We start from the raw sequence: 12,593 nt of genomic DNA on the forward strand, positions 1-12,593 counted from the left end.
CATAACCGACATACCCACAGGCAGCAGCAACCCCCGCCCCGCAGTAGCGCGGGAACGGGGGTTTAAGCGGCGTGGGCTTTAGGAAGCGAGGTAGATCTTCTTGGCCACGCGGCGGGCAATCTTGCCCGAGGAGGTGCGCTTGATCTCGTTTGCGTTAAACCACTGGATGACCGCCGGGGTCACGCCGTGGTTCGCGGAGACCGCGGAGCGGATGGCTTCGGACGCGGCGGCGTCATCGGCCGGGTTGGCGCCATCGGCGCGCTCGATGAGCAAGACGAGCTCCTCGGTGCTGCCGCCCTCCACGGAGAAGGCCGCGATGGAGTCCGCACGCACGTGGCCCGAGGCCTCCTGCACAGTGCCCTCGATGTCCTGCGGGTAGTGGTTGCGGCCTGCGACCACGATGAGGTCCTTGAGGCGACCGGTGATGTAGAGCTGGTTATCCACGATTGCCGCGAGGTCACCGGTGGCCAACCAGTTATTGTCCTCCGGGGCATTCGGCACGCGGGTGCTCTCCGCCAAGCGCTCCCCCAGCGTGTTGTGGAAGGTCGAGGCGGTTTCCTCCGCGCGGTCCAGGTAGCCGGCGGCTCGGTTCTCGCCGTGTAGCCAGATTTCGCCCACGCGGCCATCCGGCAGCTCGGTCTTGGTCTCCGGGTCCACGATGGTCAGGTGCTGGGCCACGACGCTCTGGCCACAGGAGGCATAGGCCACGGAGTCCGCGGACTTCTCCACGATGACCGCCTCGCCCTCGACCAGACGCTCGCGGTCGAAGTGGGAAATGACCGGGCGCTCCGGAGTCTGCGGCGTGGTGACAATCAACGAAGCCTCCGCCATGCCATAGGACGGGCGCAGGGCATCGCGGCGCAGGCCAAACTCTTCCTTGCCGAAGGTCTCCCAGAAGGAATTCACCGCAGACTCGGTCACCGGCTCCGAGCCGATCACGATGCCATCGACGTTGCTGAAGTCCAGCTTCTCCCCCTCCGCCGGGGCGCCGTAGCGCGCAGCGAGCTCGAGGGCGAAGTTGGGCACCACGGCATAGGTTCCCTGCAGCTGCTCATCGATAGGCTGGCGCTTGAGCTGATCAATCCAGCGCTTGGGCTGCTGCACGAAGTCACGCGGCGTCATGATTTCCAGGTTGAGACCCAGAATCGTCACGAAGACCGCCAGGATGATGCCCATATCGTGGTGCATCGGCAGCCAGGACACCACGCGCGCCGGCAGCTTGATCTGCACCGCGGTGAAGATCTGCAGAACGTTGGTCATGATGTTGCGGTTAGTCAGCAGCACGCCCGCAGGTGTCCGGGTGGAGCCGGAGGTGTACTGCAGGAAGGCCGGGTGGTCCACCGGCGCGGTCTGCAGCGCGGCCAGGGCCGCCTTGCCCTCCTCCGTCTCCAGTGGGTTCACCCAGCTCTGCGCCAGGGAATCCGGCAGGGAGTCGATGGAGATGATGCGTGGGCGCTCGGCCGCCGGGCGGTCCGAGAAGTATGCGCGGTTCGCCGCGGCCGAGATGTTATTGGTCAGAACGATCGACGGGTTAGCGTCACCAAAGACCGCCCGCAGGTGGTCGGTGTGGCCGGGCTCGTTCGGATCATAGAGCGGGATCGGGGTCATGCCCGCGTACATCGCGCCAAGGAAGCCGAAGATGTACTCGGGCGAGTTGCCCGCCAGGATCGCCACGCGGTCCCCCATCTTGCCCACCTGTTGTAGACGCGCAGCCACTGCCTTGATGCGGGTATTGACCTGGGAGCGGGTGATATCGCGCGGTGTTCCCTCCGGGTTATCGCTATAGACCCATTGGCGCATGACCGGGCGATCCGGGATACCCGCCTGCTGCTCCGCGGCATAGACGTGTTCGGCAAGGCCCGCCAACGTGAGGTGGGGCGGCAGGGCGATGTTGCCCTTCTCGTCGAAGAACTGGCCGATCAAGGCTTTCAGGTCCATGTGGGAAAGCTCCTTCGTAGGGTAGAGCGGGGCACATACCCCTGCATCACGTACTTTTGACATTAAAAATATCAGAAGGACTACGCCGACCGTTACATGGCGCGCAGGCGGGACGTCGCCAAGCGCTATTGTGCGTCGATGGTGTCCTTGGCCCACTGCGTCACCCATTGGTTGGCCGTGGTGCCTTCGATGGTGTCCGGATTAGAGGCGTACAGTGCGTGGACGCCGTTGGCGTCGATGAGATCGCGGGCGCGCTCGAGGCCGTTGCTAACGTCCAGTGGTGCATCACAGATGGAGTCATTCGGCGCGCAGATTTGGAAGGTGCGGTCCGCTAGCGTTCCGAAACCGTTGGCGCGCTCACCGCGCATCGTGGCGCCCGGGACGATGCCCTGAATCAACGTCGAGACCGGCTGCAGGGCAATCTCCGCGCCCACGCCGCCGACGTGCGCGCCCGGGTTAATGCCCACGCCGTCCTGGCGCCGCCCGTCCGCGATGAGTGCGACACCCGCCACGCTCTCTGCGGGCACGGGCCCGTTGCCGCCGCCGATTCGGTCCGCCACATCACCCGCGATGACCGCGCCCTGCGAAAAGCCGCTCAGGATGAACTTCGTGTTCGGGCAGGTCTCGTGCATGTAGGTCAGCTCGCCTTCTAGGCGCGAGGTGCCCTCGTTGCGGGAATCGTCGTAGCTCATCTCGTGCTGCGCGTTAATGTTCTTGAACTGCGCGGTGTACGGCAGCGTCCACACCTTAACGTCCTCGGGAACGTAGGCCTCCTTCAGCGGATTCGTAATCGACAGCATGAAGGAGTTCGGGTTCGCCCCCGGGTTGATCGGATCATCGTCCGCAGCGGATTCCCACGTTCCCGGCGCGGAGATGAACTCTACGCGCGGGCACCAATCCGGTTGCTCCGGGCTCGGGTTTGCTTCCCCCTCTTCCTGGGAGGGGGCGGGCTCCGCAAGGTTTCCTTGCTCTCCTTCCTCACGGGTGTTGAGGAAGTGGACCGCTCCCCCGCCAATCACGGCGAGGAGAACAACGACGGCAAGGACGGTAAGTGTTTTACGCATGAAGAAATTTCTACCTCGAGAAGGCACGGGATTGTCTGGAAAATCCCTGCCACGTTACTGAGCGCAGAGCTTGCGGCCCTGCTCGGTAATGAGCCGGACTAGTTCCTCGTGGCTAAGCTCGGTGCGGCCCTGCTCGATGAGCTGTCCGGCCACTGCCGGTGCGGTGACGGCATCGCCCTGGCAGGAGGCCTGCGCGGCACCCACCACTTGGTCTTCCACGCCGTCGACGTTGACGCCGGCCTTCGCCACCGCAGCCAGGAAGTCCTGTTCTGGGCCTTGCGCGGGAGCGGGGGCGGGGATCTCGGAGATCTCTCGTGCGCCGCGGTCTTCCGGCTCCCCGTCCTGTTCCTCTTCGGTGCGCGACGCCGACGAAGAGCTTTCCGACGCCCCACTAGCTGACGCCGAGCTTGCCGACGCCCCGCCGCTCGCCGCGGAGGAACGCTCCAACGGCGCCACGGAGGTGTCGGTGGCCTCGCCCTCCTCGACGGTGGCGGAACCGCAACCGCTCAACAGGGCACCGGCGGCGAGCAGCGTCGCTGCACCGGCTGCCGCGGCGGGACGCGCGGAGAAAAGACGCATGGCGATTCTCCTACTTCTTATCCGCCTGGACCTGGCCCATGACCTCACGGATGACGCCATGCTGGAAGGACTGGGTCAGCCCACCGGCCGGAATGGAGGTGTAGTCCTCCGTCGGCCAGCCAAACTCGCCCTGCTCCCAGCCGTGCTTGCCCCACTCGTCGAAGATCTTGCCCTTGAGGATGTAGTGCGCGCCGGAGTCCATGGACCAGTAGATGTTGCCGTGCTCGAATTCCTGGAAGAAGCCGCCGTTGACTGCCTTTTCCTCACCAACCGGGAAGCCCAGCTCGGACTCAGCAGCCTTCAGCTCCTTGTACTTCGCGCCGATGGCGCCGTGGACGATGTGGAAGGAACCGTCCGGGTTGCGGGTCAGCACGCCGTCCTCGAAATCCTGGACCTGGCCGTCGCCGACCTTGCGGGCCTCGGCAACCGGGTACTTGAGGTCGCCGCCCTCGAAGCCGTTCTTGCCCCATGCATCGAAGAAGTCCTTCGGGATCGGCCAAGCGCCGGTCTCCGGGGTCCAGTAGATGGAGCCGTGCTCGAAGTGGACGTAGCGGCCGCGGCCGTCGGGGGTCTTTTCCTCGCCGGTCGTCGGGAAGCCCAGCCAGGAGGTCGGGCCACCGAGCTCGGAGTAGCGAGCGCCGATGCGGCCGATCACGGCGTGTGCGCCGGTCTCCGGGGACCAGTAGGCGGTACCAGCCTGGAAGTCCTGGGCCTTGCCGCGCTCGGCGACGTCATACTCGTTGTTCACGCAGCTACCGATGATGCCGGACTTGGTGGCCTCAGCGATGGCCCCAACCGGGGTGCAGTCCGCGCCGCGGTCGCTCTTGTCCAGGCCGAGGGAATCAGCGATGTAAGGCCATGCCTCGGTCATCTCAAACTGCCAGTATTCCCAGCTGTGAACGCCGGTCGGACGGAACTTGACCACCGGCTCGACGCCAGCGCGCTTAGCGTAATCAACGAAGGTCTGGGTGGACATGCGGGAGATGGCCTCCAGGCCCACGCCGGCCATGTTGGCCTGGCCCTTGGCCACCGAGCCGATCTGGCCGTAGTCATCCTTGCCGTTACCGGCGGAGACATAGACCTTCATGTCCTTGAGGTTCTCGATGCCCAGCTTCGGATCGTGGTCGATCCAATCCTGGGAGTACAGGTCACCCCACATGTTGGTGGAGGTGAATCCGCCGGCATCGGCCTGCGCGGCGGTAATGGCCTCCGGCATGCCGGTGGTGGTGGTATCGAGGTAGCCCGAGAAGGAGCCAACGTACTTGAAGGCCCAGGGGTTGCGCTCAGCAAGGTTGACAGCGGCGGTACCGCCCATGGAGATGCCAGTGACGGCGCGCTTGCCATTGGAGCGGTAGCCCTTCTCCAGGATCGGGATGAGTTCCTTCATCAGGAAGGTCTCCCACATGTAGTGCCTGCCGTTGTCTTCCTTCTGCCAGTCGGAGTAGAAGGAGGACTCGCCACCCACCGGCATGATGAGGTTGACGTTGCGGTCAGCGTACTGGGACAAGATGTTGGTCTCGATGGTCCAGCCGGACTCGTCGTCGCGGGCGCGCAGGCCATCAAGAGCCCAGACCTCCGGGAAGGTCTTGTCCGGGTTGGAGTACCAGTCACGCGCGAGCTGGATCTGCACAACCTGCTCCTTGTCCGGCATGGCGGCGGACTTGATGTAGACCTTGAGGTGGCGGTTGGTCAGGTACTCAACGCGGGACACGGACACGCCCTCCGGCAAGCCCTCGATCTTCGGGTATTCCGTCTCCACCGGGGTACGCTGCGGCGGATTGGACGGGGCGAAGGAATCGGAGAGGTTGGAGCTGCCCAGAAGATCAGTAATTCCGTCGCTGGAAGAGCCGGAAGACTGCGCGTTTGCAATAGGCAGCAGCGCAAAGCCCACGGCCACGGCGGTGGGCAGTGCAGCAATGGTCAGGCCCTTGCGGGCTGCGGACGGGGAACGCAGGCCGGAAGCCTTGGCGGACCGGCGGGGCTGAGTTGACGCAGTGTTCGGCATTGAAGAGTCCTTGTTAGGGGTAAATCGAGATGAGGGCACGCGCTACCGCGAGCGGGCTCCGCAGGTTCCCCTCCTGCGGAACTCGCCACCGTACGCGTAGTGAGCGGTCTAATGTGTTCTCAAGTTTAAGTTTAACTTGAGACTTTGGGAAGGGGGACACGCCCACCATGGCTATGAAAAAGCCGCCGTGCTCAAGAGCACGGCGGCCACGCAGGAGATGATTACCAAGCGTTCATTACGTTAAGCACCTGTGGCTTGGAGCGTTCGAGTTGGTATCCGAACTGCTCCCAGTTGTGCAGGCCCTGTGCCGGGTAATTCGTCTGCAGGCGAACGCCCATTGCGCGGGCCTTCAGCTCCCACAGGCGGGTGGTGCCGTTGGCAAAGCCTTCCAGGGCCACGCCGGCCGCGATGTGCTCCGGACGGTAGCGCTGCTGATCCACCGGCCCCGGGATGCCGGACGCGGCGGAGACATAAACATCCGTTCCGTGCGCAGCCAGATCCGGGATCAGGTTGAACGGATCATTGCTGAAGCGCTTCGGGTTGATGATGGAACCGTACATGGCGTTGATGTTGAAGCCGCCGGCGTCGAGAAGCGCCAAGCGCATGAACGTCTGAGCGCCCGGCAAGGTAGTGGTGAGGTAGCCGGAGTAGGACAGCGCCTGGCGGAACTGCTCCGGGTGCTTGCCAGCGAGGGTGATGGCAGCGGTAGCGCCCATGGACAGGCCGGCAACCGAGTTATTGTTGCGGGCCACGCCGAAGTTGCCCTCCAGGTAGGCCGGCAGCTCCTGGGACAGGAAGGTTTCCCACTGGTAGTTGACGGGATTGACCAAGTCATAGGTGGCCGGGCCGTTCCAGTCCGCGTAGAAGGACGCTGCGCCACCCACCGGCATCACCAGGGTGATGTTGTGGTCGACATAGGTGCGTGCGGCATTGACGTCATTGATCCAGGCATTGGTGGAATCGGTAGCACGCAGGCCATCGAGCAGGTACAGACCTGCGTTGCCGCCGTTCTTAGCCGGCTGGATCTGCACTGGGATGTTGCGGCCCATTGCCTGGGACCACACGTCGCAGCGCTGCACCCAGTAGCCGACGCGGTCCCACTCGCAGGCACCGGTGGCGTCGCCACGCAGCCAGTCCCGGTTGGCGGCGGATGCTTCTTGCGTACCCGCGGTCACTACCAGGCCCAAAGCCACAGCGATGGCTGCCACCACTGAGAGGACCCGAGTCCGCAGGCCAGAGCTTAGTGAACTCATGTTTCTCCTTAACGTTTTTACTGCCACTACTACATCGCCAACACGCCAGCGATAGTTACAGATCAATAACAAGAATCTTGTTTAGCGTAACGCACCCTGGCAATTTTCGCCTACCCATGGGGGTGCTCCCCAGCTCACGCCAAGCTAATGGACAGGATACTCGCTCGGGTCAGACGGCAGCATGAGCGTGCGCCCCGAGGTCAGCGAGAAAGCTAGGTTCGCGCGGAAGCGCTCCCATGTCAGGGGCGCGCTATAGGAAGCGATGAGCTCCTGCACTTCTGGGCTGTCCAGCGCGGCGCGCGCCTGGCGGGTCTTGTCCTTGTCATACCACGGCGGGAGATACTCGATGTCCGCGCCCGTGAGTGCTGCTTGCCATTCCAGCTCGAGGGATTTGTCGTGGCCCACGCGCCCGCCTTCCTCGCGGGGCATGCGTGCGGCCATCGGCGTAGCCAGACCAATCGTGTCAAGAACCCGGACATTGAGCGGCGCGTTCATCGACGTCATGCCCAAGTTCACCAAGTACACCGTCGGCGGTTCGTTCATTCCCGGCTCGCGCGGAACGGTGAGCCAGTTGAGCAGGTCCTTTTCTTTATCCTCCACATAGATGGTGGCCAGGGCATCTCCGCCGACGAGTTTCTCGCCGGCTTCTTCATAGCCGCGCATGAACTTCATCCCCAGGTAATCCCGCGCCGAGCGCGGCGGGTGGCCCGCCTCGCGGTTGGTGGCATAGGTCCAGAAATCACGCTCGTCCACGATGGACAGCGGCTTTTCATAGGCATCCCAATCCGTCGGATGCCCGCGCAGCACGATGATGAATGCCCACACCGCACAGAAGGCCACCGCGAGCGAAGACACAAGGCCCTTGAGCGGCAGCACGAAAACGGGGAGAAGCGCGGCGAAGAGCGGCAGCAGCAGCATGCGGCCGTGCATGAAGTCACCACCGACGCGCAGCACGTACAGCACGTGCACCGCCGCGGCCCCGACCATCAGGTAGGTCACGGTCGTGGCGCTGCGCAGCGCCGCCGGGCGCAGCTGGGTGCGGAAGGTCCACAATGCCGCACCCACCAGCACGAGAACGGGCAGATACAGGGCATAAGGCCCCACGAAATCCTTCAGGTAGTTCAGGCCGCTGCCCCACGCGCTTGACGACGCCGACTTGGCCACCGCCGTGTGCGGAGTCACCAGGCCGTAGTAGCCCATGCGGAAGAATTGGTAGCCCGCAGGGATGGGAAGGGCCGCGCCGAGGATGCCCAGCCACGCCTTCCAATTACGGTGTGCCGCCAAGAGCAGCAGGCCGGCCAGTCCGCCGTAGAGCGCGAACTCCGGGCGCACGAGCCAGGACAGCCCGGCCCACAGCGCTAGCCAGTAGGCGCTGGCGCTATCGCGGGACTGCACCCAGTGCTGCAGCAGCGCCCACAGGGCCGCGAGGTAGAAGATGGACAGGCCCCATTCGAGCCCGGAGGTGAAGAAGTCACGGGCCGGGGGCAGCGCGAGGTAGACCAGCGCACCCGCGGGAGCCACCAGCGGTGCGGCAAACTGGCCCGAGCGGAAGAAGGCGCGTGCCGTGGCCCACGCCCCTAGCACCATCGCCGCAACCGCCAGCACGAGGCCCAGGTTGACGGCGATGGATTCCAGCGGGGCGTTCGTTACCCACCGCACGAGGAGGATCAGGTATTGCCACAGCGTCGAGGTATTGGCCTCCACGCGCTCGCCCGCGTTGAAGACGGGCCCGTTTCCCTCCTCGAGGTTGCGCACAGTGCGCAGGACGATCAGGCCGTCGTCGGAGATCCAGCGGCGGGCGAATCCACCCCAAAACGAGAAAACTCCGATCACGATGACCGAGGCCAGCGCGCTGAGCGCGGCCGCGGTACGTGTATCGGATTTTCGCATGAGGAGAGAGTTTAGCACTTGCCTTGCCCTGTTCCCGATCGCCGCTGGCTAGCCCACCATTACCGGCATGATGTAGACCGCCATGGCGATGCATGCCAGCCACACCAGGGCCAGAATTTGAAGGACGCGGTCCTCCAAGGCGATCTCGTCTGGTGCACCGCCATTGCCGCGGTCCACATCGGCGGCATAGCGCAGGATGGCGATGGTGAACGGCACCATGGAGATTTGGTACCACACGCTGGCCGGCCCATCAGACTCGTTGGAGAGCTGGAAGCCCCACAGGGAGTAGGACATAACCACGGCAGTAGCCGCCAGCGTCCATACGAAGCGCAGGTAGGTGGGCGTGTAGCCCTCCAGGGATTTGCGGATCTTGGCGCCCGTGCGCTGGGCTAAAAGGATCTCCGAGTAGCGCTTACCCGAGGCCATGAACAAGGAGCCGAACGCGGCCACCAACAGGAACCACTGGGAAAGCTCAATGCCCGCGGCCACGCCGCCGGCCATGGTGCGCAGCATGAAACCGGAGGACACCAGGGCGATGTCGATCACCGGCATGTGCTTCCACCCGAAGCAGTAGCCCAGCTGCAGGCCGATATAGATAGCCATGACGATGGCGAGCTGCAGACCGGCCGTGGCCAGGAAGGACAGGCCAATCGAGCCGATGATGAGCACGGCCGCCATGACATAGGCCAGGCCCACCGGAAGCACGCCCGCCGCGATCGGGCGGAAGCGCTTCGTCGGGTGTGCACGGTCAGCCTCCACATCGCGGGCATCGTTGATGAGGTAAATGGAGGACGCGCCCATGCAGAAGACGATGAAGGCAAGGAGGACGTCGAGAAGCACGCGCGAATGGAACAGCGAGTCCGCACCCGCGGCCGCAGGGGCGGCCAAGACCAGGACGTTCTTGACCCACTGCTTGGGGCGCAGGGCCTTGACCATGCCGTCGGCGAGGTTCTTCGGGGGCTTGCGCTTGCGGCCGGTATCGATGCCGGAGGTGTGCGGCTCAGAGTGGAAGACTCTCTGCTCACCGTCGTCGACGCGGTTTGGTCGTTCGCTCATGCGGTCTTCCTTTCATAGCGGTGACATGCTTCCGCGGTGGCGGCTCCCAGCAGGGCGCCGAACGCCGTATCGGATGGGTAATGTACCCCGAGCACCATACGCGAGGCCATCATGACCGGCACACCAACGAGCGGTGCCGGGGTTCCCAGAACGTGCGCGGCGCCCACGAGGAACGCGGTTGTCGACGTCGCGTGGGAGGACGGAAAGGACAGCTTAGACGGGGTTTTCACGCCCACCTTGACGTAGTCATAGTCCGGGCGCTTGCGGCGCACAATGCGCTTGATCACAACGCTGGCCGCGTGCGCCGTGAAAGCGCCCACGCCAACAGCTACCCACTGGCGGCGGCGCGCCGGCTTCTGGTAATTCACGGCAGCACCCAGACCAGAGAGAGCCAGCCAGCCCAGGGCGTGCTCGCCGAAGTGGCTTAAGCCCCGCGCGGTGGGCAGAACGCCGGGGGCCTCGAAGGCCACGTCCTGAATCTTCTCGAGGACGTGGGATTCGGCGACAGAAAGCTTATTGGGCATCGAAGACCTTTCGCCAGGACTCGCGGGAGGTCAGCTCCGGCAGGGCCGCGCGGTACTCGGCGCGCAGGTCATCGAAGTTCTCCTCGATTTCCTTGAGCAGCTCGCGGGTGGATTTCACCAGCTCGAGGGCTAGCTCGCGGTCGCGCTTGCGGAAGGCCACGCCGGTGCCGCCCGCGGTGGAGACGGTGGCGGAATCCACGCGGGAGAGCGTGAACCAGCGGGCCTCCTCCGGGGTGAGGTTGAGCTGCGGTGCCTCGTGGTGCGCCGGGTCTTCCTTGGTGACCAGGTGCTTGGCGGACTTGATGAGCCACGGAATCTTCTTGATCTTGCCCAGGCGGCCGCCGATGTTGCGGGTGGGCACGCCCGGTGCGCCGGTGGGCGCGGGCAGCTGATCCGCCGACTCGATGATGACGGCATCCGGGAATTCCTTGCGGATCGCCGCGATGCGCGGCAGCGAGGACTCCAGGATGTCGAAGAGCTGTTCCGGTCCGGCGAGGAAGTCCTTCATGGCCTCCAGCTGGATGGCCATGGTGGAGTACTCCATGCACATGGTGTGCTTGAGGGTGGACTTGAAGATGGACTTGGTGATCCCGCGCGCATCGCCCTCGTGGTAGAGGGCCGCCACGATGAGGCGGTTACGCAGGTGGAAGTAGGCCTGCCAGTCGATGGCATCGTCCTTATCCGCCCAGGCCATGTGCCAGATGGCCGCACCCGGCCAGGTCACCGTGGGGAAACCGTGGGCGGCGGCGCGCAGGGAGTACTCGGTGTCATCCCACTTGATGAACAGCGGCAGCGGCTGCCCGATGCTTTCGGCGACCACGCGCGGGAAGAGGCACATCCACCAGCCGTTGTATTCCACGTCGACGCGACGGTGCAGCGCTCGGGAATCATACTTCTTCGGGTCGAGGTGGGACTGCGCGTCACCGATAGCTCGCAGCGGATACTTGGCAAAGTCGTGGTCGTATACGGCCTGCTCGGCCGCGCCCCACATGAAGTCGGCGCGGTTCACGCGCTCGCCAGTGGTGCGCAGCTGGGAGCGCTCCTGCAGGTTCAGCATCTGCCCGCCCACGATGAAGGGCTTGGCGGCATAACGCGCTGCCTGGACTGCGCGGAGGATGGAATCCGGCTCAATGGCGATGTCATCATCCATGTAGAGAATGTAGGGCGAGTCAGTGTTCTCCAGCGCCTCGAACATGATGCGGGAATACCCACCCGAGCCGCCCAGGTTGCCCTGGCGGAACTCACGGAAGCGCTCGCCAAAGTGCGCCACCGCTTCGTCATAGCCCGGCTCGTCCGCCGGGTGCTGGTTGCCCTGGTCCGGCATAAGGACGTAGTCGATGATGCCGTCCACCACCGGGTCCTCCGCCAGCGCTTGCAGCGCCGCGACGGCGTCGGTGGGGCGGTTGAAGGTCGGGATACCCACGGCCACACGTTTCTCCTGCGCCGGATACTCGCTGCCGTCCGGCAGGAGCTGCGGGTTCGGGGCGTGGGGGGCACACCAAGCGGCGTCGGTAAGCACGGTGTCCTCAACGGCAGAGGCATCGAACCACAGCAGGCCGCCGTCCTCGAAGTTCTTCAGGGGCAGCTCAAACTCGTGGTGGCCGGTGGTCACCACGTGGTTGGCCACGGCGATGCGCTGGCCGTCTTGCTTGGAACGGTAGAGGGAAATGTTGGCTTCGCCCTCGACGTCCATCACGAGCACGATGGACTTCAGCTGGGACCAGCGGCGCCAGTAGGCGGCCGGGAAAGCATTGAAGTAGGTCTCGAAGGAGGCTTCCTCGCCGGCGGGGATAGTTACAGTGGTGCGGCCGCTCCAGCTGAGGCGCTCGCGGTTTTGCTCAGACTCGATGAGGTAGAGCATGCGGACGTCGACCGGCTCGCCGCGCTTGGGCAGCAGGATGCGCTGTACGGGTTCTAGCGTTTCGCGCGCAGCAGAATTGTTGGCAGTCACGATATCTTCGGTTCTCCACACAGGTTTCGACAGTATTCAGGAACCAAGATTAGTGGTTTCGCACTCTTCAGCTGAGTTCCCACGCGGCTGAAAGCTAAGCCGAGAGGGGTGCATCCTCCGAGATGGGTTCGATGCCCAGACGGTTGAGCATGTAAAGCACGCGGGCGCCGAGGTCGTCAGCCAGCTCGCGGGTCTCCTCTACGGTTTCTGCCGTAGCGATATCCCAAATCTTGATGTCCTTGCCGACTTCGTCGCCTATGATTGCGGCGCCAAAAGGAAATCGACCTCGATGGTCACGAACTCGTGGCCGCAATTGTCAGAGGCTCAAGAGAG

The 12,593-nt window shown here is 64.3% G+C and carries 9 protein-coding genes and 1 pseudogene; all 10 read right to left on the minus strand.

Features of this window, described 5'->3' with window-relative positions:
* Nucleotides 1-78 precede the first annotated feature (78 nt).
* Complete coding sequence (locus HMPREF2967_RS07585; RefSeq protein ID WP_070685883.1) at nt 79-1,938, minus strand: FadD32-like long-chain-fatty-acid--AMP ligase; 1,860 nt, start codon at nt 1,936-1,938, stop codon at nt 79-81.
* 125 nt (nt 1,939-2,063) lie between these two features.
* Nucleotides 2,064-3,002: a cutinase family protein gene (locus HMPREF2967_RS07590; protein WP_070685885.1), complete on the minus strand. Its 939-nt coding sequence runs from the start codon at nt 3,000-3,002 to the stop codon at nt 2,064-2,066.
* A gap of 54 nt (nt 3,003-3,056) precedes the next feature.
* The gene (locus HMPREF2967_RS07595) at nt 3,057-3,581 is read right to left on the minus strand and encodes a hypothetical protein (RefSeq protein ID WP_070685887.1); all 525 of its coding nucleotides are present in this window, start codon (nt 3,579-3,581) and stop codon (nt 3,057-3,059) included.
* Nucleotides 3,582-3,591: 10 nt separating this feature from the next.
* Nucleotides 3,592-5,505: an alpha/beta hydrolase-fold protein gene (locus HMPREF2967_RS07600; protein WP_369816029.1), complete on the minus strand. Its 1,914-nt coding sequence runs from the start codon at nt 5,503-5,505 to the stop codon at nt 3,592-3,594.
* A 302-nt stretch (nt 5,506-5,807) separates the two neighbouring features.
* A complete protein-coding gene (locus HMPREF2967_RS07605) occupies nt 5,808-6,839 on the minus strand; it encodes an alpha/beta hydrolase (RefSeq protein WP_070685889.1) in 1,032 nt (343 codons plus the stop codon).
* Nucleotides 6,840-6,983: 144 nt separating this feature from the next.
* The gene (locus HMPREF2967_RS07610; protein WP_070685891.1) at nt 6,984-8,729 is read right to left on the minus strand and encodes an arabinofuranosyltransferase AftB family protein; all 1,746 of its coding nucleotides are present in this window, start codon (nt 8,727-8,729) and stop codon (nt 6,984-6,986) included.
* Nucleotides 8,730-8,777: 48 nt separating this feature from the next.
* Nucleotides 8,778-9,785, minus strand: a complete 1,008-nt coding sequence (locus HMPREF2967_RS07615) for a decaprenyl-phosphate phosphoribosyltransferase (protein WP_070523811.1) — start codon at nt 9,783-9,785, stop codon at nt 8,778-8,780.
* Nucleotides 9,782-10,309 (minus strand): phosphatase PAP2 family protein, encoded by a 528-nt coding sequence (locus HMPREF2967_RS07620; protein WP_070517733.1) that lies wholly within the window; start codon nt 10,307-10,309, stop codon nt 9,782-9,784. The genes HMPREF2967_RS07615 and HMPREF2967_RS07620 overlap by 4 nt, the downstream gene beginning before the upstream one ends.
* Nucleotides 10,299-12,260, minus strand: coding sequence for a glycosyltransferase (locus HMPREF2967_RS07625; protein WP_070685893.1), 1,962 nt, complete (start codon nt 12,258-12,260; stop codon nt 10,299-10,301). Before HMPREF2967_RS07625 ends, HMPREF2967_RS07620 begins: the two co-directional genes overlap by 11 nt.
* A gap of 94 nt (nt 12,261-12,354) precedes the next feature.
* Nucleotides 12,355-12,513 (minus strand): annotated as a pseudogene (locus tag HMPREF2967_RS07630) (protein tyrosine phosphatase); the annotation flags it as partial.
* Nucleotides 12,514-12,593 lie beyond the last annotated feature (80 nt).

The organism is Corynebacterium sp. HMSC059E07, from assembly GCF_001814395.1.
Taxonomy (GTDB): Bacteria; Actinomycetota; Actinomycetes; order Mycobacteriales; family Mycobacteriaceae; genus Corynebacterium; species Corynebacterium hesseae.